The following is a 22282-nucleotide window of genomic DNA, read 5'->3' on the forward strand; positions in this document are numbered from 1 at the left end:
CCCCCAACCCCTCCCCTGAAGGGGAGGGGCTTTAGAAGGTCGATCCTCACGCAGCCGCCTTCAGCGTGCTCGCGCGGCAGATGAGGACGCGGCCACCGTCGATCTTGACCGGGACGGTCGGGGTGCAGCCCTTGTCCTCGCCGAGCGCCTCGCCGGTCGAGAGGCTGATCCGCCAATTGTGCAGCGGGCAGGCGACCGCGCCGCCGTGGACGATGCCCTGGCTGAGGCGCCCATGCTTGTGCGGGCAGCGGTCGAGGAGGGCAAAGACCTTGCCCTCGGCGGTGCGGAAGACGGCGATGTCGTCGCCGCCCTCGACCTGCACGGTGCGGCTGCCGCGCACGGGGATCTGGTCGACCCAGCCGATGTCGAGCCATTCTGCGGTGGTGGTCATACGAGGGCCTCCTGCGGGGTGAAGCGCGCCATCGGCGCATGATGTTCGGCCTCGGCACCCTCGGCGCGCTGTGCCCAGGGATCGTCCTGTGAAAAGCTTTGCGCGTAGAGGAAGCGCGCGCGCAGCGCCTCGCGGCCCGCGGCGTCGTCGACGATCCGCCTCTTCACATATTCGACCCCGACGCGCTCGATCCACGGCGCGGTGCGTTCGAGGTAGCGCGCTTCCTCGCGGTAGAGCTGGATGAAAGCGGCGCAATGGTCCATCGCCTCCTGCTCGGTCGCGACCTTGCAGAGGAGGTCGGTGGCGCGCACGTGGATGCCGCCGTTGCCGCCGACGTGGAGTTCGTAGCCGCTGTCGACGCAGACGACGCCGAAATCCTTGATCGTCGCCTCGGCGCAGTTCCGCGGGCATCCCGACACCGCGATCTTGAACTTGTGCGGCATCCAGCTGCCCCAGCTCATCCGCTCGAGCTTGACGCCGAGCCCCGTCGAATCCTGCGTGCCGAAGCGGCACCATTCGGACCCGACGCAGGTTTTGACCGTGCGCAGCGCCTTGCCATAGGCATGCCCCGAGACCATGCCGGCGGCGTTGAGGTCGGCCCACACCGCGGGCAGATCCTCCTTCTTGATCCCGAAGATGTCGAGCCGCTGACCGCCGGTCACCTTGACCATCGGTGCATTATATTTCTCGACGACATCGGCGATCGCGCGCAGCTCGGTCGGGTTGGTGAGCCCGCCCCACATGCGCGGGACGACCGAATAGGTGCCGTCCTTCTGGATATTGGCGTGGAGGCGTTCGTTGACGAAGCGGCTCTGCTGGTCGTCCTGATATTCGCCGGGAAGCGCGCAGAGCAGGTAGTAATTGAGCGCGGGGCGGCACGAGGAACAGCCGTCGGGGGTCGTCCAGTGCAGCTTCTGCATCACCTCGGGGATCGAGCGCATGTCCTGTGCGACGATTTCGCGGCGCACGTCGTCGTGGCCGAAGCTGGTGCATTTGCACATCGTCTTCGGCCCCGACTGGACATCGTCGCCGAGGGTCAGCGCGAGCAGATTTTCGACGAGGCCGGTGCAGCTTCCGCAGCTCGCCGACGCCTTGCAGCTGCCGCGCACCGCATCGAGGCTGTGCGCGCCCTTGGCGATGCACGAGACGACCTGGCCCTTGGTGACGCCGTTGCAGCCGCAGATTTCCGCATCGTCGGAAAGCGCCGCAACGGCCGCCTTAGGGTCCGCCGCGCCGCCTCCCGCGGCGAAGGCCTGGCCGAATATCAGCAGGTCGCGGAGGTCGGAGACATCTTCCTGCTTCTTGAGCAGGTCGAAATACCAGCTGCCGTCGGCGGTGTCGCCATAGAGGACGGCGCCGACGATGCGGTCATCCTTGACGATGACGCGCTTGTAGACGCCGCGGCTCGCGTCGCGCAGCACGATGTCCTCGCACCCGTCGCCGCCCGAGAAATCGCCTGCCGAAAAGACGTCGATGCCCGACACCTTGAGCTTGGTCGAGGTCACCGAGCCGCGATAGCCGGTCGGCTGTTCGACCAGCCCGTCGGCGAGGCTGCGGCACATGTCCCACAAGGGCGCGACGAGGCCATAGACCTGTCCGTCATGCTCGACGCATTCGCCGACCGCGAGAACGGCGGGGTCGCTCGTCACCATATGATCGTCGACCTGGATACCGCGCCCGACCGCGAGGCCCGCGTCGCGGGCGAGGGCGACCGAGGGTCGGATGCCGACCGCCATCACGACGAGGCTGGCGGGGATCAGCGTCCCGTCCTTGAGCTTCACCCCCTCTACCTTGGCGTCGCCGACGATCTCGGCGGTGTCGGCGCCGGTCAGGATCGTCTGGCCGCGCGCTTCGAGCGCATTTTTGAGCAGCCAGCCCGCGGCTTCGTCGAGCTGGCGTTCCATCAGGGTCGGCATCAGGTGGATGACGGTGACTTTCATGCCGCGAAGCGAAAGCCCGTGTGCCGCCTCGAGCCCGAGCAGCCCGCCGCCGATCACCACCGCGTCGCCGCCGGCATCGGCCGCGGCGAGCATCGTGTCGACATCGTCCATGTCGCGAAAGGCGATGACGCCGGGCAGATCCTTGCCGGGGACGGGGATGATGAAGGGATCGGAGCCGGTCGCGATCAGCAGCCTGTCATAGCTTTCGCTGGCCCCGCCGCGCGTCGTCACCGTCTTGGCGGCGCGGTCGATCGCGACCACCGGGTCGCCCGCGACCAGCGCGATGCCGTTCGACGCATACCAGTCGGCATCGTTGATCACGATGTCGTCGAAGCTTTTTTCGCCCGCGAGCACGGGGGAGAGCATGATGCGGTTATAGTTGACGCGCGGTTCGGCGCCGAAAATCGTCACGCGGTAGCGCGCCGGATCGCGCGCGAGCAATTCCTCGACCGCGCGGCAGCCGGCCATGCCGTTGCCGATCACCACGAGATGCTCGCGCGTGTCGCTTTCCGCCTTGATCGGGCGATGTTCCATCAGAGTGTCCAGTCCAGTTGCAGCCAGAATTTGTCGGTGTCGGTGGCGAAATTGTCGGCGTCGTAGTGCGCGTAGCGGGCGGAGGCGGTGAATTTGCCGAGCTTGGCGCTGGCGAGCAGGTCGATCTCGTCGCCATAGGAACGGCTGGCGCGATCGCTGCGATAATTGTGGTATGCGGCTTGCAGCGTCACGGCCTTGAGCGCGCCGACTGCCTCCCAGCCCCAGCCGGCGGTCGCATAGAGGTCGCGCACGCCGTCGGGCGGGGTAACGAGAAACTTGTCGGCCCAGCCCTGGAATTTGAACCCGGTTGCGAGGGGGGTCTGGAAGCTCGTCAGCGCCACGCCGTCGTCGGCGCCGAGTATCTCATACCCGGCGCCGATCCGGGGGCCGCCAAGATCGACCGCGACATCGGCGCGCCAATAGTCGGCGGCATAGTTGTTGGGGTTGCGGTGCCAGTCGGACTGGCGCGCATAGCTGAACTGATACGCGATCCTGGCCTTTCCGAGCGGCTGGCTGCCGTCGAGCCGGACGCCGTAGCTCTGGTTCGACAGGCGGAAGCCCTGCATCGCGGCCTCGTCCTGATCGACGAGATAGACGAAGGCGGCGATTTTGCCGGCGGGCGTCTGCGCGCTCAGATTGGCGAAGACATTGTCGCCCGATACCGCCTGCTGCCGCGCGCCGGCTCCGTCGATCCCCCAGATCGTGCGGATGCTCCACGCGTAGGCGACATCGGCCTTCACGCCCCTCACCGGGGTGATTTCGGCGCGCACCGCGTCGAAGCTCTGGCCGTTCTGACGAAATCCGACCGAGCCCACGAAACGCTCGTCGTCGAAGCCGAGCCTCTGACGGCCCGCAGTGACCGCAAAAGCGGGCGCGGCGTAGCGAAGCTGCGCGCGGGCGAGGGCGATATTGTCGGGGTCGGCGACCAGCGGCCGCGTCGCGGCACCGTGGAGGCCGTCGAAATAGTCGTCGACGATGGCGAGATTGCCCTGACCCTCGACCAGCGCCGACCAGCGTCCCGTCTTTACCTCGACCCCGGCGCGGACGCGCAGGGTGAGCGCGTCGGCGTCGGCGGCAAGCCCGTCCTGATCGACATTTTCATAGCGGAGCCGGGCTTCGCCGAGGGGCGTCAGCAGCGCCTCCTCGGCGTGCGCCGTCCCGGCCGGCGCGAGCGCCAGCAGCAGGATGAAGGTGCGGTCCATGTTTAGATCCGCACGCCTTCGGCGGCGCCCCAGGCCCTGCGCCACTGGCCCTTGACGAACATCAGCGCGACGAGCGCCGCGACGGCGAGCCCCGCAAAGATGTAGAAGCCCGGCGCGAAGCTGCCGCTCCACTGTTTTGCAAAGCCAAGCGAGGAGGCGAGGTAGAAGCCGCCGACGCCGCCCGCCATGCCGACGAGCCCGGTCATCACGCCGATCTCGGCCGAAAAACGCTGCGGGACGAGCTGGAACACCGAGCCGTTGCCGGTGCCGAGCGCGAGCATCGCGATCACGAACAGCCCGAGCGCGGCGGGCAGCGTCGCGGCCTGCGGCACCCCGGCGAGCGCGAGCGCGGCGACGACGAACACCATCATCAAAGCCTTGACCCCGCCGATGCGGTCGGCGAGCGCGCCGCCCATCGGGCGCACCAGCGACCCCGCAAAGACGCAGCCGGCGGTGCAATATCCCGCCATCACGGGGGTGAGGCCGAACTGGTCGGTGAAATAGATGGGAAGCGAGGCGGCGAGCCCGACGAAGCCGCCGAAGGTCACCGAGTAGAAGGCCATCAGCCACCAGGCGTCGGCGGTCTTGAGCGGCTCGAAATAATTGGCGAGCTTCTTCGGCGCGGGGGCATCGGGCGCGTCCTTCGCCATCGCAAGATAGAGGAAGAAGACGATCGTCAGCGGTATGCACGCGAGCCCGAGCACGGCGTTCCAGCCGAAGATCTTGGCAAGGCCCGGCGCGAACAGCGCGGCGAGCACGGTGCCCGAATTGCCCATGCCGGCGAGCCCCATCGCCTTGCCCTGATGTTCGGGCGGATACCAGCGGCTGGCGAGCGGCAGCGCGATCGCGAAGCTGGCGCCCGCGAAGCCGAGGATGATACCAAGCGCGAGCGTACCGGCGAAGCTTTCGACGCCCGTAAGCCAGGCGGTGAACAGGCCCAGGATAACGATGAGCTGGCTGATCGCGCCCGCACGCTTCGGCCCGATTCGGTCGACGAGCAGGCCGTTGACCACGCGCAGCACCGCGCCGGCCAGCGTCGGCACTGCGACCATCAGACCCTTTTGCGCCGGGGTCAGGCCGAGGTCTTCGGAGATCGCGGGCGCGAGCGGGCCGAGGATGACCCAGACCATGAAGGCGAGGTCGAAATAGAGAAAGGCGGCTACGAGCGTCGGCCAGTGGCCGCTCGCCCAGAAACTCGATCCGGATGCCGTGCCGGCACCTCCGCTTGCAGTCGTCATCGTCCGTCCCCTTGTGCGACGGGCAATAAAAAAGCCGCCAGGACGGCGGCCGCGCGGGCGCATCCTGACGGCTTCATTGCCTGTGGGATTTCCGGGGAAAAGGCTCCCCGTCCGCCTGCGGTTCGGCCCCCTCGTTGGAGCCGTCGCCGCCTTGTCCTGCCCCGGCAGCTTTGCCGGGTGGGACTAAACTGCCTGATTCTCAGGCAGGCGGCAAGCGTTTATTTCGCAGGTGCAGCAAAAAAGGGAGCGTGGAACAAACTCAGGGAAGTTCAGCGAGATAGGCCTCGATATCGTCGGGGTCGAACGCGCGGCCGTCGAAAAACCGGTCGCTGCCGAGCGTCAGGCGACCCTGCGTCGAGCCCGCGCCGATCGGTTCGTCGAGCCCGCCCTCGAGCTTCGAACTCGCGCCCGGGAGGGGCGCGCCCGAGCCCGCGAGCGCGCTCCGGTATACATCGGGACGGAAGACATCGCCGGCGGCGGCGGCTTGCGCCGGATCGAAGGCCATGAAGTCCCAGCGGACCATCTGCGAATAGAGCCATGCCGCCTGGCTGCGCCAGGGGAAGTTCGCGGCCTCGCGATACTGGAACATGAAGTCGGGATAGTGCATCGGCTCGCCGCCCGGCGCGAGCCGGATCCGGTCGGTGATCGCGCGCAGCACGGCGTCGCGCGGTGCATCCAGATACTCCGGCCGCGCCAATATCTCCGCGCTCGTTTCGACCGCGCCGGGTTCGACGAAATGCGCGGCGGCCGCGTGCAGCGCGCGGACCAGCGCCTCGACCGTGTCGCGTCGCTCGTCGAGAATTGCGGCGCGCATCGCGAGCACTTTCTCGACCCCGCGCCGCCAGATCTGCGCGGTGGCGAGGGCGATGTGGCCGACGCCGCGATCGACCGCGATCGAGTTCCACGGCTCGCCGACACAGATGCCGTCAACTTCGCCCGCCGCGAGCGCATCGGCGGCGAAGGGCGGGCTGGTGACGACGATCTCCACATCGACGTCGGGCTGGATGCCGACTCCCGCGAGCCAGTAGCGCAGCATATAATTATGGCTCGAATAGCGGTGCACCACGCCGAAACGCAACGGCTTGTCCGCCGCCTTGCGCGCCGCCGCGATCGCCCGCAGCGCCGCCCCGGTTTCAGTTGGATCGCCGAGCGCGTTGCCGAGCCCCACCTCGTCGGCGAGCCCGGTCGAAAAGGTCACCGCATTGCCGTTGAGCCCGAGCACGAACGGCACCGCGAGGGGAACCGGAGGCCGGTCGCGCCCGAGCGTGGTTGCGATCGCCAGCGGTGCGATCATGTGCGCCGCGTCGGTGTGGCCGTAAAGCAACCGGTCGCGCACCGTCGCCCAGGTCATGTCGCGGACGAGTTCGATCTCCACGCCTTCGCGGGCGGCGAAACCCATCTCGTGCGCCAGGATCGGCAAGGCGGCGTCGACCAGCGGCAGAAAACCGATACGAAACCTGTCGGTCATTCCATGTCCCCCATCAGCGCCTCGCTCGTTACGATCGCCTCCGCGATTTCGGAAATGCGGCGGTTGCTGCGCATCGCCTGACCGCGCAGCAACGCATAGGCTGCCGGCTCGTCGACCTGGCGGCGCTTCATCAGGATCGTCTTGGCCTTGTCGATGACCGCGCGCTCGGCGAGCGCGTTTTTCGCTTCGTCGAGCTCGCGCTGGAGGCGCGAGAAGGCCTGGAAACGCCGCACCGCAAGGTCGATCACCGGCTTGATCCGCTGTTTCGACAGGCCATCGACGACATAGGCCGACACCCCCGCGTCGATCGCCGCCCCGGTCGCTTCGGCGTCGCTCTGGTCGACGAACATCGCGATCGGCCGCGCCAGCGCGCGCGACATGGCGAAATAATCCTCGAGCAGATCGCGGCTGGGGTTTTCGAGATTGATCAGGACGACTTCGGGCTGCGCCGCCTCGATCTGGCGGGCGAGCGCGCCGGCGGGGTCGATCAGCACCAGATCGTCGAGTCCCGCCTCGCGCAAGCCATCGGAAATGATCGCCGCGCGCGTCGTGCTGGTATCGATGATCGCGATCCTCATGGCCCGCGCCTTACGCGGGGATGTTCGAATCTTCCAGCGTCATCATGTTCGGGGCGCCGAAAGAATAGCTTGATGGCCCGGACGGGACATTTTCGTTGCGGGTCCGGCCTGTGTTCAGGGACGCGCCGAACGCACCTTGCGAATTGGCCCGCTCTTGTCCAACGACGAGCGGCCATGACCTTTCCCGACCCCAGGACGCCCATTCGCGGAACGATCGATTTGCTCGCGCTCGGCGCGCTGTTCCTGTCGCTCGTTTCGGTGACGGGCGGTGCGGCGCTGGCGAAGAGCCTGTTCCCGCTGGTGGGTCCTGCGGGGACCACGGCGCTGCGCCTGATCTTTGGCGCGATCCTGCTGTCGGTGGTGCTCCGCCCGTGGCGGCTGAACTATCGCGAGGGGTGGCGCTCGATCCTTGCCTATGGCGTCGTGCTCGGCGCGATGAACCTCAGCTTCTACAATGCGCTGAGCTATATTCCGCTCGGCATCGCGATCGCGATCGAATTCATCGGTCCCTTGAGCGTCGCGGTGCTGACCTCGCGCCGGCGCGCGGACTTTCTCTGGATCGGGATCGCGGTGTTCGGCCTGCTGCTCCTGCTGCCGATTCGCGCGGGCACGGCGCATCTCGACTGGCGGGGCGTCGCGCTGGCGCTGTTCGCGGGGCTTTGCTGGGCCGCCTATATATTGCTCGGTAAGCGCGCGGGCGCGCAGCACGGCCCCGCCGCCGCGGCGGGCGGCACGATCGTCGCGGCCGTCGTCGCGGCGCCGATCGGCATCATCCACGCCGGCGCCGATCTGCTCCAGCCGGAGATATTGGCGCTTGGGCTGGTCGTGGGCCTTGTTTCGAGCGCGATTCCATACGGATTCGAAATGGTCGCGCTGCGCCGCCTCCCGCCGAACAGCTTCGGCACGCTGCTCAGCGCCGAACCCGCGGTCGGGGCGCTGATGGGTTTCTTCCTGCTCGGCGAATTGCTCTCTTTCACGCAATGGTTTGCGATCGGCCTGGTCATATTGTCGTCGATCGGCACGGCGAAGGGCGCGGGCGATTATTCGCCGGCCGAACCGCCGTTCGACGGCGAATAGTCCGGAGGCCGGGTGTGGCTGCCACACGCGTCGGGCGCATGGGCGCGGACCCGGGCGAAAACGAACCGCGCTTCGTCGATTGACGCCAAATCTGTTATCCGGCCTGTCGAGCTGGCTTGCCGCGAACCGATTCCTCGCTTATAGTTAGCATGCTAAGTAAAGTGTCGGGCGACGGGGGTGGGAAGCAGGGCTATGCGCGAGATACCGACGAAACCCGATGTTGCGCCCATCGCCGGCTCTGTGACGGATTTGTCCGATCTGCTTTCCCTGTTGATGCTGCGCATCGTTGGCGCCGGCGCGCTTTCCGGTTTGTCGCGCCTTTCGGGCGGGGCGAATATGGAGAGCTGGTCGTTCGACTGGCGGGCGGAGGGCCGGACGGCGGGTTATGTCCTGCGCCGCGCGCCATCGGCCGCCTATATGGCCGATCGTCCGTTCGGGCATCGCGACGAGGCGGCGCTGGTGATGGCGGCCTGCGCGGCGGGGGTTCGGGCGCCGGAGGTGGTGGGGGTGCTGGAGCCGGGCGACGCTCTCGGCACCGGCTATGTGATGCGGCGGGGGGGCGGCGAGGGGTCGCCGGCGGAGATATTGGCCGATCCGCCCGCGTCGTTGCTCGGGGATCTCGGCCGCGAGCTGGCGCATATTCACGCCATTCCGCTGGAGACGGTTCCCGATGCGATCCCGCCGATGGACACGGGCGCGGCGCTCGCCGAGCTCAAGGCGCGCTTTCTGTCTTACGGCGGCGACCGCCCGGCGATCGCGCTCGCGATCCGCTGGTGCGAGGATCATCTGCCCGACCCGGCGCCGCCGGTGCTGGTGCACGGCGACTACCGGATGGGCAACGTGATGGCGGGAGTGGACGGCCTGGCCGCGGTGCTCGACTGGGAGCTGGCGCACCGGGGCGACGCGCACGAGGATCTGGCGTTCGGCTGCATGAGCGTGTGGCGCTTTGGACAGCTGGACAGGCCCGCGTTCGGGCTCGGCAGCCTCGACGATTATTTTGCGGCCTATGAGGGCGCCGGCGGGACGCGTGTCGACGTGGACCGTTTTCGCTTCTGGCTCGTCTACCGGACGCTCTGGTGGGCGCTTGGGTGCCTGCAGATGGGGCAGGCATGGCGGAGCGGCGCCGACAAGACGGTCGAGCGCGTCGTCGTCGGGCGGCGGACGGCCGAGCAGGAGCTCGACCTCGTCCGGCTGATCGAGGCGGAGGCGCCCGATGCCGAGCGCGACCGGGCGCTTTCCGCGTCGCTGGATGCCGCACCCGCGCCGATGGGCGAGCCGACCAATGCCGAGATGGTCGAGGCGGTGCGCGACTGGATCGCGAGCGCGATCAAGCCGGCGTCCGAGGGGCACGCCAAGTTCGAGGCGGTGGTCGCGATGAACGCGCTCGGTATCGTGCTGCGCGATCTGGGCGCCGGATGCCGCGCGGAGGACAAGGCGCTCGCGGATGCCCTGCTGTCGGGCGAGCGGACGCTTGCCGAGGCCGGGCTGCTCGCAAAGCTGCGGCGCGATGTGCTCGACAAATGCGCGGTCGACAGCCCCAAATATGCGCCGCTGGCCGCGGCGCGCGCGGCGTGGCGCGGATAAGATAGATTAGGGAGAGAGACGATGGATTTTGCGATGCCCGCCGACCTTGCGGCCTATCTGGACGAGCTCGATCGCTTTATCGCGGCCGAGATCAAGCCGCTCGAGCTTGCGGACGACAATATCCGCTTTTTCGACCATCGCCGCGAGCATGCGCGCACCGACTGGGACAATCAGGGGCTGCCGCGGCACGAGTGGGAAGAGCTGCTCAAGGCCGCGACGCGCAAAGCCGACGCCGCGGGCCACTGGCGTTTTTCGGCGCCGAAGAAATATGGCGGCAAGGACGGCAGCAACCTGTGGATGGCGGTGATCCGCGAGCATCTGGCGGCGAAGGGGCTGGGGCTGCACAACGACCTTCAGAACGAGCACAGCATCGTCGGCAACTTCCCCTTTGTGGAGATGTTCGAACAGTTCGGGGTCAGCGACGAACAGAAGGCCGAGTTCATCCTCGGCGGGTTCGAGGGCAGGCGGCGCACCGCCTTCGGCCTGACCGAACCCGATCACGGCAGCGACGCGACGCATATGGAGACGCGCGGCGTGCGAGAAACGCGCGATGGCGTCGACGGCTGGCGCATCGACGGGCGCAAGATGTGGATCACCGGCATGCACGTCGCGACGCACTGCGCGACCTTTTGCCGCACGAGCGGCGCCGACGGGAATGCGAAGGGCATCACCTGCCTGCTCGTGCCGACGGGAACGCCGGGGATGAGCGTCGACGAATATATGTGGACGTTCAACATGCCGACCGACCATCCGCGCATGACGTTCACCGATGTGTGGGTGCCCGACAGCGCGCGGCTCGGCCCCGAGGGCGGCGCGCTCGCGATCGCGCAAAGCTTCGTCCACCAGAACCGCATTCGCCAGGCGGCAAGCTCGCTGGGCGCCGCCGTCTACTGCATCGAGGAGAGCGTGAAATACGCCCGGACGCGCAAGCCGTTCGGCGAGGCGCTGGCGAAGAACCAGGCGATCCAGTTCCCGCTCGTCGAGCTGGCAACGCAGGCCGAGATGCTGCGCCTGCTCATCCGCAAAACCGCGTGGGATATGGACAACACGCCGCACAAGGAAATCGAGCGCACGCTGTCCGACAAGGTCAGCATGTGCAACTATTGGGCGAACCGCCTTGTCTGCGAAGCCGCCGACCGCGCCATGCAGGTCCACGGCGGCATCGGATACTCGCGCCACAAACCCTTCGAACATATCTATCGCCACCATCGTCGCTATCGCATCACCGAAGGCGCCGAAGAGATTCAGATGCGGAAAGTCGCAGCCTATCTCTTCGGTTATCTGGGGCCCCGGAAAGAGACGCTGGGGAAATTGTGACCCGCCCGCGCACGCTTTACGACAAGATATGGGATGCGCACGCCGTCGCCGAGGACGATGGCGAGACCCTGCTCTATATCGACCTGCACCTGCTGCACGAGGTCACGTCGCCTCAGGCCTTTGCCGGCCTTGTGGCCGCGGGGCGGGCGGTGCGGCGTCCCGAGCGCGCGCTGGCCCTGTCCGACCATAATGTCCCGACGGCGGGGCAGGCGGCAGGACCTGCGGGGGTCGCCGACCGCGAGGCGCGCGCGCAGCTCGAAGTGCTGGTCGAAAATACGCGTCATTTCGGGATCGAGAATTTCCCGATGGGCGATCCGCGCGGCGGGATCGTCCATGTCGTCGGCCCCGAACAGGGGCGCTCGCAGCCGGGGATGACGATCGTCTGCGGCGACAGCCACACCTCGACCCACGGCGCGTTCGGTGCGCTCGCCTTCGGGATCGGAACGTCGGAGGTCGAACATGTGCTGGCGACGCAGACGATCCGCCAGCGCCGCTCGCGCAACATGCGCGTGCGCGTCGAGGGCGCGCTGGCGCCGCATGTCCATGCCAAGGATCTCGCGCTTCATTTGCTCGGCACGATCGGCGTCGACGGCGCGGGGGGGCATGTCATCGAATATGCCGGCGAGGCCGTGCGGGCGCTGTCGATGGAAGCGCGGATGACGCTGTGCAACCTCAGCATCGAAATGGGCGCGCGCGCCGGACTGGTCGCGCCCGATGCGACGACGCTCGCCTATCTGAAGGGCCGCCCTGCGGCGCCGCGCGGTGACGCTTGGGAGGCAGCCGCGGCGCGCTGGGCGGCGCTGGCGAGCGACGCCGGTGCGGCATTCGACCGCGAACTGCAATTTGATGCCCGCGATGTGCGGCCGATGGTGAGCTGGGGGACCAACCCGTCGCAGGTCGTCGCGATCGACGATCCCGTTCCCCACCCGGCGGCGCTGGCCGATCCCGACGCGCGCGCCGCGGCCGAGCGGGCGCTCGCCTATATGGACCTTGCCGCCGGGCGGGCGATTGCCGGCCAGCGGCTCGACCGCATTTTCATCGGCAGCTGCACCAACAGCCGGATCGAGGATTTGCGCATCGCCGCCGACATTGTGCGCGGACGCCGCGTCGCGCCGCACGTCCGCGCGATGGTCGTGCCGGGATCGGGACTGGTCAAGAGACAGGCCGAGGCGGAGGGTGTCGCCGACACGCTGCGCGCCGCGGGGTTCGACTGGCGCGAGCCCGGCTGTTCGATGTGCGTCGGAATGAACGCCGACCGGCTCAACCCCGGCGAACGCTGCGCCGCGACCTCGAACCGCAATTTCGAGAATCGCCAGGGGCGCGGTGGGCGCACCCACCTGATGAGCCCGGCGCTCGCGGCGGCGAGTGCGATTGCGGGCTGTATCGCGTCGCCCGAAATGCTGGGCTAGAGCGCCGCTTCGAACCGCGCGATGGCGTCGGCATGACGCAGCGTGCGGGCGATATCGTCGAGTCCCTCCATCAATATGCGCCGGTCGTCGGGATCGACGTTGAAAGCGATCGTTTCGCCCGAGGCGAGGCGGATGCGCTGCACTTCGAGGTCGACCTCGATGGGCGCATATTGCGCAGCTTCGATCTCGCCGCGCAGTCGGGCGCAACATTCATCGGGCAAGCGAACCAGCAGCAGGCCGTTCTTGCGCGCATTGCCCGCGAAGATATCGCCGAAACTCGGCGCGATGACGCAGCGGATGCCGAAATCGGTGAGCGCCCACACTGCATGTTCGCGCGACGAGCCGCATCCGAAATTGCGGTCGGCGACCAGAATCCGCGCGTCGCGGCAGGCAGGCCGGTTGAGAATGAAATCCGCGCGTTCGCGACCATCCCCGTCGAAGCGCAGCTCGCGGAAGAGATGGCGGCCCAGGCCCGAACGCGTCAGCGCCTTCATATATTCGGCGGGAATGATCATGTCCGTGTCGACATTGGCGAGCGGCAAGGGCGCCGCGACCGCTTTCGTCCGAATGAATTTTTGCACATCGCCTCCATTAACTTAGCATTCTAAGTATATCGATCGACGAATCTTGTCCAACATTATCGCGGGGTTGGAACGGCGACAGGACAGGACGCGACGACGAAGATGGTTGCCGCGCGAACCTTCGCGTCCTAAGATTTGATACGCGGCGGGGTCGGCACCCGGCGCCGCGACAGGGGAGCAGGATTTTGGTCAAGAAAACAAAGGATTATCGGCATCCTGCCGAATATTACACCGATCCTGAAAACAGCATCGGCTACCTCGCGCGCGTCGTCTTCCGCTCCTTTTCGCGGCTGCTCGAACGCCGCACGCTGACGCATGACGTGTCGGCGGGGCAGTGGCGTTTCCTGCGCCAGCTGTGGCGCGAGGACGGCATTACCCAGCGCGAACTCAGCGAACGCGTCGGGATGCGCGAGCCGACCACCGTCGTCGCGCTGAAAGGGCTGGAAAAGGCCGGGCTGATCACGCGCAAGAAGACCGCCGACGACCGGCGCAAGACCTTCATCCATCTGACTCCGCACGCCAAGAAGCTCGAGTTAATCCTCGCGCCGATGAACGCCGAGATCCACGAGATCGCGACCAAGGGCATGAGCGACGAGGAGGTCGAGGTGTTGCAGGGGCTGATGCGCCGCGTGATCGACAATCTCGCCGACGAAACGCGCAAGCTCGCGGTGCTTTCGGACATCAAGGCCTGACCGCTTGATCTTGCCGCGACCGGACAATAAGTTAGTATTCTAATCATATTGTCCGGGAGGAAAAATGACCAGCATCGCCGTCATCGTCGGGAGCATTCGCGAGGGATCCTATAACCGCGCGTTGGGCGAACTTGCCGCCGCGAGCCTCGAAGCGCAGGGCGCAAGCGTCACGCGGGTCGATCTCGCGGCGTTCGACCTGCCGCTTTATTCGGCGGCGCTTGAAGCCGGTGCCTTTCCGCCCGATGCGCTGAAGCTCAAGGCGCTGTTCGCCGCGCAGGATGGGCTGCTGTTCGTGTCGCCCGAATATAATGGTTCGCTGCCGCCGCTGCTCAAGAATGCGATCGACTGGGCGTCGCGGCCCACCGGCGATGAGGGACTTGTCGCGCTCTCCGCCTATCGCGGCAAGGCGGCGGCGATCATGTCGGCGTCGATCAGCCCGTTCGGGGGGCTGCGCGGGCTGATGCACCTGCGCCAGATCTTGTCGACGATCCAGATGCTCGTGATCCCCGAACAGGTGCTGGTGCCGAACGCGCACGCCGCCTTTGCCGAGGATGGCAGTCTGAAGGAGCCGTTGCCCGCGTCGCTGGTGGATATGACCGCCGCGCGGCTGGTCGCCGTCGCGAAGGCGCTTGCCGTCTAGCGAGTGCGCGAAGTCGCGCGCGCGCGCGCGATATTGTCGCCCCAGTCGGCCTCGAGCGCGGCGAGCAGCGCGTCGAACTTGTCCTGACCCAAGCGGTCGGCGATCTGCGCGGTGAGCGCGTCCATCGAACGCTGCGCATCCTTGCGCATGCGCGCGCCAAGGTCGGTCAGCGACACGATCATGTGGCGGCGGTCGTCGGGATCGACGTCGAGCCGAACGATGCCGAGCTTCACCATCTGGTTGATCGTGCTGTGGACCGCTTGCCGCGACACGCCGAGGTTGCGCGCGATGTCCGACGGGCGCACGACGCCGCTGACGATATTGGTCATTATCATCGATTGCGGGCGATTGACGTCGGGCCAGCCATGATCGTGAAGCCGCGCTTGCAGCCCTTCGTCGAGCCAGCAGAAGCGTTGAAAAAGCGCGATGATAAGCTGGTTTGTGCGCATATGACGCTATGTTGTGCCCCTGTTGCCGGCGGGTGCCGACATCGTCACGCTAGAAGAGCGATGCGGGCGAAGCAAGGCCGGGCGGCGTTGCAAAGGCAAAATACTTAGTATACTATCTATTCAGCGACGAGGGAGAGTGCCGCATGGACGGGTTGATGCAGAATGTGCCGCTGACGGTCGACCGGATCATCGACCATGCGGCGAACTGGCACGGCGCGCGCGAGATCGTGTCGCGCGATGCCGAGGGGCGCGTCACCCGCGCGACCTATGCCGACATTCATGCCGACGCGAAGCGCGTGTCGAATGCGCTCGCCGCCGAAGGGATCAAGCCCGGCGACCGCGTCGCGACGATGGCGTGGAACGGCGCGCGGCACCTCGCCGCCTGGTATGGCGCGGCGGGGATGGGCGCGGTGCTCCACACCCTCAACCCGCGGCTGTTCCTCGAACAGATCGCCTATATCGCGAACCATGCCGGCGACCGGCTTCTGATCGCCGATCCCGCGACCGCCGAACTTGTCGAAGAGTTGCTGCCGCAGGTGCCATCGATCGAGAAGGTGATCTTTTTCTGCGACGCGGCGTCGTTGCCGAAAACCAGCTTTGCCGCGACCGCCTTCGACGACTGGATCGCGGGGCATCCGGCCGAATATGATTGGGGTGCATTCGACGAGAATGCCGCGTGCGGGCTTTGCTATACCAGCGGCACGACGGGCAATCCCAAGGGCGTGCTCTATTCGCACCGCTCCAATTACATCCATGCGCTGATGACGTTGCAGCGCGATGCGCTCGCGCTGTCGGCGCGCGACACCGTGCTGCTCGTCGTGCCGATGTATCACGCCAACGCTTGGGGCGTCGTCTATTCGGCGCCCGCGGTCGGTGCGAAGCTCGTGCTGCCCGGGCAGCGCATGGACGGCGAATCGATCTATAATCTGATCGAAGGGGAAGGCGTCACTTATTCCGCCGCGGTGCCGACGGTGTGGCAGATGCTGCTCACCTATATGCAGGAAAATGGGAAGCGTTTCACGACGCTGGAGCGCGTGACGATCGGCGGCTCGGCGTGCCCCGAATCGATCATCCGCACCTTCCGCGACGATTATGGCGTCGACGTCATACAGGGCTGGGGCATGACCGAAACCTCGCCGCTCGGCACCGTGTCGGTTCCCAATGCGGCGGTCGCGGCGAAGTCCGAACCCGAGCAGATGGCTTATAAGCTCAAGCAGGGGCGGCTGCTCTGCGGGCTGGAAATGAAGCTCGTCGACGACGCCGGTAGCCGGCTGCCGCACGACGGCAAGACCCCGGGGCGGCTGATGATCAAGGGGCCGACGATCGCGGGCGCCTATTATGGCGGCGAGGGCGGCGAGGTGCTCGACGACGAGGGTTTTTTCGATACCGGCGACGTCAGCACGATCGATGCCGAAGGCTATATGCAGATCACCGACCGCGCCAAGGATGTCGTGAAGTCGGGCGGCGAGTGGATCAGCTCGATCGAGATCGAGAATATCGCGATGGGGCACGCCGCGGTCGCCAACGCCGCGGTCGTCGGGGTTGCGCATCCCAAATGGGACGAGCGGCCGATCCTGCTGTGCCAGCTCAAAGAGGGCGCGAACGCCTGCGCTGAGGATTTGAAGGCCTATCTCGACGGCAAGATCGCGCGCTGGTGGATGCCCGACGACGTGCTGTTTGTCGATGAAATCCCGCTCGGCCCGACTGGCAAGATCGATAAAAAGGCCATTCGCGCCGGGCTGGAAGGCTACAAGCTGCCTTTCGAGGTTACGCGCTGAGATGGTTCCCATTTTCGTCATCCCGGACTTGATCCGGGATCCATTCAACCAGCGCCGAGGCAATGGATCCCGGATCAAGTCCGGGATGACGATGCGATATAACAGACAGGAGAGACGATGATGGACCCGAACGGGATCGAAGGACTGGACGCGCAATTTATCGGGCGCATATCGCCGACCGCGCCGCGCATTCAGGCGGGCGGGCATCCGTGCCAGGGCATTTACTGGACCGAAAGCAGCAAGCGGCCGAAGGTCGCGATCATCGCGACACACTATAATGTCGATTTCTCCGAACATTATATCGCCCCCTATTTCGCGCGGCAGGGTTTCGGTTTCCTCGGCTGGAACACGCGCTATCGCGGCGTCGAGGACCAATTCCTGCTCGAACATGCGGTGCTCGATATCGGCGTCGGCATGAAGTGGCTCAAAGAAGAGGCGGGGGTCGAGCAGATCGTCATTCTTGGCAATTCGGGCGGCGGCTCCTTGATGGGCGCCTATCAGGCCGAGGCGATCGCGCCGACGCTGACCGATCGCCTGCCGTCGGCCGGGCAGGATGCGCTCGCGCAGCTCGTCAAGGGCGACCTCTACATCAGCTTCAACGCGCATCAGGGGCGCCCCGAAGTGCTGACCGACTGGATGGACGCATCGGTGATCGACGAGAATGATCCGACGCTGACCGATCCCGAACTCGATCCGTTCAATCCCGACAACGGGCCGCCCTATTCGGACGCGTTCATCGAAAAATATCGCGCCGCGCAGCGCGCGCGCAACCAGCGCATCACCGACTGGGCGAAGGCCGAACTGAAGCGGTTGAACGACGCGGGCATTCCCGACCGCATCTTCCCGATGTTCCGTTGCTGGGGCGATATCCGCTGCGTCGATCCCGCGATCGACCCGTCGGACCGCAAGCCCAATTGGTGCTATCGCGGCGACCCCGCGATCGCGAACCGCACGCCGAGCATCGGGCGCGCTAATACGATCAAGACCTGGCTCAACATGTGGAGCCTCGAAACCTCGCCGTGCCAGGGCCAGCCGCATCTCGCGAAGCACGACACGCCCGCGCTCGTGGTTCAGGGCACCGCCGACACCGGCGTTTTCCCGAGCGACGCGCGCAAAATCTTCGATTTCCTCGGGAGCAGCGACAAGAAGCTCGAATTGATCCCCGGCGCGCATTATTTCGAGGACTCGATCGAGGAGCGGCAGAATGCCGCCGACCTCGTCGGCGCCTGGATCCGGGAGAAGCTGTAATTTGCGACGCATATCACCCTCTCCCTTCCGGCGCTTCGCGCCTCCCTCCCTCTCCCATTGGGAGAGGGAAGGGGCCCACTGGCCCCGCCGGTGGGAAGGGTGAGGGTGGAATGCCTCTGAATGCGCTAGGGTAGCTGAACATGGAAACGGCAGAACCGGACATCATCGCGGACCTGCGCGCCGCCGGACTGGTGGGGGATAGCGATGTCGTCCTCGAACCGCTGACCGGCGGCGTGTCGTGCGATGTGTGGAAGGTCGAGACGCCCACGGGGCCGATCGTCGTGAAGCGTCCGCTCGAACAGCTGCGCGTCGCCGCCGAATGGCATGCGCCAGTCGAGCGCGGGACGAGCGAGGTGCGCTGGCTCAGGCGAGCGCGCGGCGTCGACCCGCGCATCGCACCCGAAGTGCTCGCCGAACTGCCCGGTCACGCTTTCGCGATGCGCTTCCTCCCCGGCTGTCCGGTGTGGAAGGACGAGCTGATGGCGGGGCGTGTCGATCCCGCCTTTGCGGCGCAGGTGGGGCAGGGGATCGCCGCTGTGCACGATGCAACCGCGCACAATGATCGCGACCGCGCCGCCTTTCCCAACGACGAGATGTTCCGTGCGCTGCGCGTCGATCCTTTTCTGCTCTATGTTGCGCAGCAAGATAGCGAACTCGCGCCCGCGCTCACCGCGCTCGCCGACGATCTGGCCTCGCGCAAGATCGCGCTCGTCCACGGCGACGTCAGCCCCAAGAATATCCTTGTCAGCGGCGATGGCCCGGTGTTCCTCGACGCCGAATGTGCGGTCTATGGCGATCCGGCCTTCGACCTTGCCTTTTGCACGACGCACCTGTTGCTGAAGGCGGTGCGGTCGGACGATGCCCGGATGAATGTAGCCGCCGGGGCACTGGTTGCGGCCTATCGCACCGGTATCGGCTGGGAGGACGCCGACGGCTTGCTGCTGCGCGCGGGCAAGCTCACCGCCGCGCTCCTCCTCGCGCGCGTCGAGGGCAAGTCGCCCGCGCCCTATCTGACCAACCCCGAACACAAGCGCACCGTGCGCGATCAGGCGCGCATGCTCATCCTCGCGCCGCAATCGATCGACGCGCTCGTCGCCAACTGGAAAAGGACCTTCCAATGACTTCGCGTATCGCCTCCGTCACCGGCCGCCAGCTTTGGGATTCGCGCGGCCGGCCCACCGTCGAGGCCGAAGTGGTGCTCGAATCGGGCGCGATCGGGCGTGCGATCGCGCCCGCAGGCGCCTCGCGCGGCGCGCATGAAGCCATCGACCTGCGCGACGGCGGCGACGCGTTCGGTGGCTTCGGCGTCAACCGCGCGGTGGCGGGGATCGGATCGGAAATCGCGGGCGCGATCGCCGGCATCGACGCGCGCGATCAGGCGGCGGTCGACGCTGCGCTCTGCGCGCTCGACGGCACAGCCAACAAGGCGCGGCTCGGCGCGAACGCGGTCGTCGCGGTATCGATGGCGGTGCTTCATGCCGCAGCCGCCTACGCGCGCGAGCCGCTATGGCGCTATCTCGCGGGCGGGCGCAAGGTGCGCGTCCCGCTACCCGAAATCCAGATATTCGGCGGCGGTGCGCATGCGGGGCGGCGCACCGATGTGCAGGATTTCATGGTGATGTGCCCGAAGGCGGGCAGCTTCCGCCGCGCGCTCGAAATCACCGACGACGTCTATCGCGCGGCGGGCAGGCTGATGGAAGCCAAAGGTCCGCTGTCGGGCGTCGCCGACGAAGGCGGCTGGTGGCCCAATTTTGCGTCGAACGAGGATGCGCTCGATACGATGACCAAGGCGATCGAGGCGAGCGGGCACCGCGCGGGCGAAGAGGTATTCATCTCGCTCGACATCGCCGCGAACGAGCTCGGCGATGCGGGCGGCTATGATCTCGCGCTCGACGACGGACGCCTGTCGGGCGAGGAAATGGCGGCGCGGATCGTCGAATGGGCGAAGCGCTATCCGATCCTGTCGATCGAGGATCCGGCGGGGCAGGACGACTGGACGACGATGGCGGCGGTGACCGCGGCGATCGGCGACAAGGTGCAGATCATCGGCGACGATGTGCTCGTCACCAATGCCGAGCGCGTCGCGCGCGCGGCCGAGGCGGCGGTGTGCAACGCGGCGCTGATCAAGGTCAATCAGGTCGGCACCGTCACCGAGGCGAAAGCCGCGCTCGACGCTGCGGTAGCGCGCAGCTGGGGTGCGATCGTGTCGGCGCGCTCGGGCGAGAGCGAGGATGTCACGATCGCGCATCTCGCGACCGGCTGGGACGCGGGGCAATTGAAGGTCGGCAGCTTCACGCGGTCGGAACGCATGGCGAAGTGGAACGAGATGCTGCGGATCGAGGAAGCGATGGGTGCCGATGCCGAATTCGCGGGCTTTTCGGCCTTTGCAGGTTCGATCGGCCGGGTCGCGGCATGATCGTCCTCCACGCCCGCCCGAGCCCCGGATTCCGCGAGGCTGTCGATGCGATCTTCGGACCCGGCGTCGTCGTGCATGTCGACGAGGCGGCGCCGCTCGACGCGGTGGCGCCCGACATCACCGCGCTGCTCCACGTTCTGACTCCCGTCACGCCCGACTTCATCACCTCGGCGCCGAAGCTGAAGCTGATCCAGAAGCTGGGGGTCGGCGTCAACACGATCGCGCTCGATTCGGCGCAGAGCCATGGCGTCGCGGTGTGCAATATGCCTGGCGCCAACAGCCAAGCGGTCGCCGAAATGGCGCTGTCGCTGATGATGGCAGTGTTGCGGCGCACCTGCTTCTTCGATGCGCGAACGCGTAGCGGCGAGGGCTGGACCGCCGATCCGTCCGAGCTGGACAGTGTTGGCGAGATCGGCGGGCGCACGGTCGGCCTCGTCGGTTTCGGCAACTCGGCACAGCTGCTGGCGCCGGTGCTCGCGGCGCTCGGCGCAAAGGTCGTGTATACCGCGCGCGGCGCGCGGGATGTGCCCTATGAATATTGGCCGCTCGACCGCCTGCTCGCCGAAAGTGATATCGTGTCGCTGCACATCCCGCTCACCGACGACACGCGCGCATCGATCGACCCCTTCGCGATGAAGAAGGGCGCGGTGCTCGTGAACACCGCGCGCGGCGAACTGGTCGATGAGGCGAAGCTGGTCGAGGCGCTCACATCGGGACATCTCCGCGGCGCGGGGCTCGATGTCTTCGCCGAAGAACCGCTGCCGCGCGGCAACCCATTGCTCGGTCTGCCAAATGCGGTGCTCGCGCCGCACATCGCCTGGCTCACCCCCGAAACGCTCGTGCGCAGCCTGACGGTCGCCCAGGAGAATTGCCGCCGTCTCGCCGCGGGCGAGGCGCTGTTGCATCAGGTGGTCTAGCGGCCCCCCTGTTCCATTTGTGCTGAGCCTGTCGAAGCACCGCTCTTTCTTTGACGTTGAAAAGGAAGAACGGCCCTTCGACAAGCTCAGGGCAAATGGTTTGATAAGAGGTATTCGAATGACTCTCCCCATTGTCCTCATCACCGGCCAGCTTTTGACCGACGCCGTGTGGCAGCCCCTGCTCGACGCGTGGACCGATCGCGACGTCATCGTCGCCGACAACCGCAGCGACGACAGGATCGAGGGCTTTGCGCAGCGCCTGCTCGACAACGCCCCGCCGCAATTCGTGCTGGTCGCGCATGCGATGGGCGGCTTCGTCGCCTTTGAGGTCATGCGTCGCGCCCCCGAACGTGTCGCCAAGCTCGCGCTCATCTCGACGCTCGCTTCGGCCGACGGCCCGACGCAGACCGCCCGGCGGCAGGGCTATATCGACCTCGTCGAAAGCGGCAATTTCGATCAGGTCGTCGAGGAACGCATTCCGATCCTCTTTCCCGAAGGGAAGCGGAGCGACGAGCGCCTGCTCGATATCGCCCGCCAAATGGCGGCCGACACCGGCGCCGGCACCTTCCTCGCGCAGCAGCGCGCGATCATGGCGCGCATCGACAGCCGCCCGCGGCTCGGTGAGATTGCGGTGCCGACGCTGCTGATCTGGGGCGAGAAGGACGGCATCACCAGCCGCGCGCATCATGACGAGATTGTCGAGGCGATCCCGGGGGCGCGGCTGGAAGTGGTCGCGGGCGCGGGGCATTTGCCGACGGTCGAGGCGCCCGACGTAGTGGTGGCGTTGCTAAGCGCGTTCATCGACGCATAATCCCCTCCCGCA

20 protein-coding genes are annotated in these 22282 nt (G+C 66.7%); 12 read left to right on the plus strand and 8 right to left on the minus strand.

Annotated features, from left to right (window positions below; all coding sequences use genetic code 11):
* Positions 1-46: 46 nt before the first annotated feature.
* The 6 genes from nirD to FG95_RS03335 all read right to left on the minus strand — a co-directional run bounded on the left by nirD (position 47) and on the right by FG95_RS03335 (position 7351).
* Positions 47-391 (minus strand): nitrite reductase small subunit NirD, encoded by a 345-nt coding sequence (nirD, locus tag FG95_RS03310; RefSeq protein WP_037553968.1) that lies wholly within the window; start codon positions 389-391, stop codon positions 47-49.
* Entirely contained in the window at positions 388-2865 is a 2478-nt protein-coding gene (nirB, locus tag FG95_RS03315) for a nitrite reductase large subunit NirB (RefSeq protein WP_037553969.1), read from the minus strand. The genes nirD and nirB overlap by 4 nt, the downstream gene beginning before the upstream one ends.
* A complete protein-coding gene (locus FG95_RS03320; protein WP_037553970.1) occupies positions 2865-4067 on the minus strand; it encodes a hypothetical protein in 1203 nt (400 codons plus the stop codon). The genes nirB and FG95_RS03320 overlap by 1 nt, the downstream gene beginning before the upstream one ends.
* Positions 4068-4069: 2 nt before the next feature.
* Positions 4070-5305 (minus strand): nitrate/nitrite transporter, encoded by a 1236-nt coding sequence (locus FG95_RS03325; RefSeq protein WP_037553971.1) that lies wholly within the window; start codon positions 5303-5305, stop codon positions 4070-4072.
* Positions 5306-5564: 259 nt separating this feature from the next.
* Positions 5565-6773, minus strand: a complete 1209-nt coding sequence (locus tag FG95_RS03330; protein WP_037553972.1) for a CmpA/NrtA family ABC transporter substrate-binding protein — start codon at positions 6771-6773, stop codon at positions 5565-5567.
* On the minus strand, positions 6770-7351 hold the full coding sequence (locus FG95_RS03335; protein ID WP_037553973.1) for an ANTAR domain-containing response regulator: 582 nt from the start codon (positions 7349-7351) through the stop codon (positions 6770-6772). Before FG95_RS03335 ends, FG95_RS03330 begins: the two co-directional genes overlap by 4 nt.
* 174 nt (positions 7352-7525) lie before the next feature.
* On the opposite strand from FG95_RS03335, the gene FG95_RS03340 reads away from it, so the two are divergent.
* The 4 genes from FG95_RS03340 to leuC all read left to right on the plus strand — a co-directional run bounded on the left by FG95_RS03340 (position 7526) and on the right by leuC (position 12738).
* Positions 7526-8428, plus strand: coding sequence for an EamA family transporter (locus tag FG95_RS03340; RefSeq protein WP_052182040.1), 903 nt, complete (start codon positions 7526-7528; stop codon positions 8426-8428).
* 273 nt (positions 8429-8701) lie between these two features.
* Entirely contained in the window at positions 8702-10012 is a 1311-nt protein-coding gene (locus tag FG95_RS03345) for a phosphotransferase family protein (protein WP_052182052.1), read from the plus strand.
* A gap of 21 nt (positions 10013-10033) precedes the next feature.
* Positions 10034-11329 carry an acyl-CoA dehydrogenase family protein gene (locus FG95_RS03350; RefSeq protein ID WP_037553975.1) on the plus strand — a complete coding sequence of 432 codons (1296 nt, stop codon included), beginning with the start codon at positions 10034-10036 and terminating at the stop codon, positions 11327-11329.
* A complete protein-coding gene (leuC, locus tag FG95_RS03355) occupies positions 11326-12738 on the plus strand; it encodes a 3-isopropylmalate dehydratase large subunit (RefSeq protein ID WP_037553976.1) in 1413 nt (470 codons plus the stop codon). The genes FG95_RS03350 and leuC overlap by 4 nt, the downstream gene beginning before the upstream one ends.
* On the opposite strand, the gene leuD is transcribed toward leuC, so the two are convergent.
* The gene (gene leuD, locus FG95_RS03360; RefSeq protein ID WP_037553977.1) at positions 12735-13319 is read right to left on the minus strand and encodes a 3-isopropylmalate dehydratase small subunit; all 585 of its coding nucleotides are present in this window, start codon (positions 13317-13319) and stop codon (positions 12735-12737) included. The two genes, leuC and leuD, sit on opposite strands and share 4 nt — an antisense overlap.
* A gap of 185 nt (positions 13320-13504) precedes the next feature.
* On the opposite strand from leuD, the gene FG95_RS03365 reads away from it, so the two are divergent.
* Together FG95_RS03365 and FG95_RS03370 are read left to right on the plus strand one after the other, a co-directional pair.
* Positions 13505-14011 carry a MarR family winged helix-turn-helix transcriptional regulator gene (locus FG95_RS03365; RefSeq protein ID WP_037553978.1) on the plus strand — a complete coding sequence of 169 codons (507 nt, stop codon included), beginning with the start codon at positions 13505-13507 and terminating at the stop codon, positions 14009-14011.
* A 64-nt stretch (positions 14012-14075) separates the two neighbouring features.
* A complete protein-coding gene (locus tag FG95_RS03370; protein ID WP_037553980.1) occupies positions 14076-14651 on the plus strand; it encodes an NADPH-dependent FMN reductase in 576 nt (191 codons plus the stop codon).
* On the opposite strand, the gene FG95_RS03375 is transcribed toward FG95_RS03370, so the two are convergent.
* Entirely contained in the window at positions 14648-15100 is a 453-nt protein-coding gene (locus FG95_RS03375; protein WP_037553981.1) for a MarR family winged helix-turn-helix transcriptional regulator, read from the minus strand. The two genes, FG95_RS03370 and FG95_RS03375, sit on opposite strands and share 4 nt — an antisense overlap.
* 143 nt (positions 15101-15243) lie before the next feature.
* Between FG95_RS03375 and FG95_RS03380 the strand changes: the two genes are divergently transcribed.
* The 6 genes from FG95_RS03380 to FG95_RS03405 all read left to right on the plus strand — a co-directional run bounded on the left by FG95_RS03380 (position 15244) and on the right by FG95_RS03405 (position 22270).
* Complete coding sequence (locus FG95_RS03380; protein ID WP_037553982.1) at positions 15244-16878, plus strand: long-chain-fatty-acid--CoA ligase; 1635 nt, start codon at positions 15244-15246, stop codon at positions 16876-16878.
* Positions 16879-16995: 117 nt separating this feature from the next.
* Positions 16996-18126: a lysophospholipase gene (locus FG95_RS03385; protein WP_235211442.1), complete on the plus strand. Its 1131-nt coding sequence runs from the start codon at positions 16996-16998 to the stop codon at positions 18124-18126.
* Positions 18127-18266: 140 nt separating this feature from the next.
* Entirely contained in the window at positions 18267-19247 is a 981-nt protein-coding gene (locus FG95_RS03390) for a phosphotransferase family protein (RefSeq protein ID WP_052182041.1), read from the plus strand.
* Positions 19244-20542, plus strand: coding sequence for a phosphopyruvate hydratase (gene eno, locus FG95_RS03395; protein ID WP_037553985.1), 1299 nt, complete (start codon positions 19244-19246; stop codon positions 20540-20542). Before FG95_RS03390 ends, eno begins: the two co-directional genes overlap by 4 nt.
* Entirely contained in the window at positions 20539-21459 is a 921-nt protein-coding gene (locus FG95_RS03400) for an NAD(P)-dependent oxidoreductase (protein WP_037553987.1), read from the plus strand. The genes eno and FG95_RS03400 overlap by 4 nt, the downstream gene beginning before the upstream one ends.
* A gap of 118 nt (positions 21460-21577) precedes the next feature.
* Complete coding sequence (locus FG95_RS03405) at positions 21578-22270, plus strand: alpha/beta fold hydrolase (protein ID WP_037553989.1); 693 nt, start codon at positions 21578-21580, stop codon at positions 22268-22270.
* Positions 22271-22282 lie beyond the last annotated feature (12 nt).

It is taken from the genome of Sphingopyxis sp. LC363 (assembly GCF_000756385.1).
Classification (GTDB): Bacteria; Pseudomonadota; Alphaproteobacteria; order Sphingomonadales; family Sphingomonadaceae; genus Sphingopyxis.

Coding starts and splice junctions, on each gene's coding strand:
- nirD (WP_037553968.1), bottom strand. CDS start 391: ATGACCACCACCGCAGAATGGCTCGACATCGGCTGGGTCGACCAGATC.
- nirB (WP_037553969.1), bottom strand. CDS start 2,865: ATGGAACATCGCCCGATCAAGGCGGAAAGCGACACGCGCGAGCATCTC.
- FG95_RS03320 (WP_037553970.1), bottom strand. CDS start 4,067: ATGGACCGCACCTTCATCCTGCTGCTGGCGCTCGCGCCGGCCGGGACG.
- FG95_RS03325 (WP_037553971.1), bottom strand. CDS start 5,305: ATGACGACTGCAAGCGGAGGTGCCGGCACGGCATCCGGATCGAGTTTC.
- FG95_RS03330 (WP_037553972.1), bottom strand. CDS start 6,773: ATGACCGACAGGTTTCGTATCGGTTTTCTGCCGCTGGTCGACGCCGCC.
- FG95_RS03335 (WP_037553973.1), bottom strand. CDS start 7,351: ATGAGGATCGCGATCATCGATACCAGCACGACGCGCGCGGCGATCATT.
- FG95_RS03340 (WP_052182040.1), top strand. CDS start 7,526: ATGACCTTTCCCGACCCCAGGACGCCCATTCGCGGAACGATCGATTTG.
- FG95_RS03345 (WP_052182052.1), top strand. CDS start 8,702: ATGCTGCGCATCGTTGGCGCCGGCGCGCTTTCCGGTTTGTCGCGCCTT.
- FG95_RS03350 (WP_037553975.1), top strand. CDS start 10,034: ATGGATTTTGCGATGCCCGCCGACCTTGCGGCCTATCTGGACGAGCTC.
- FG95_RS03370 (WP_037553980.1), top strand. CDS start 14,076: ATGACCAGCATCGCCGTCATCGTCGGGAGCATTCGCGAGGGATCCTAT.
- FG95_RS03375 (WP_037553981.1), bottom strand. CDS start 15,100: ATGCGCACAAACCAGCTTATCATCGCGCTTTTTCAACGCTTCTGCTGG.
- FG95_RS03380 (WP_037553982.1), top strand. CDS start 15,244: ATGGACGGGTTGATGCAGAATGTGCCGCTGACGGTCGACCGGATCATC.
- FG95_RS03385 (WP_235211442.1), top strand. CDS start 16,996: ATGATGGACCCGAACGGGATCGAAGGACTGGACGCGCAATTTATCGGG.
- FG95_RS03390 (WP_052182041.1), top strand. CDS start 18,267: ATGGAAACGGCAGAACCGGACATCATCGCGGACCTGCGCGCCGCCGGA.
- eno (WP_037553985.1), top strand. CDS start 19,244: ATGACTTCGCGTATCGCCTCCGTCACCGGCCGCCAGCTTTGGGATTCG.
- FG95_RS03400 (WP_037553987.1), top strand. CDS start 20,539: ATGATCGTCCTCCACGCCCGCCCGAGCCCCGGATTCCGCGAGGCTGTC.
- FG95_RS03405 (WP_037553989.1), top strand. CDS start 21,578: ATGACTCTCCCCATTGTCCTCATCACCGGCCAGCTTTTGACCGACGCC.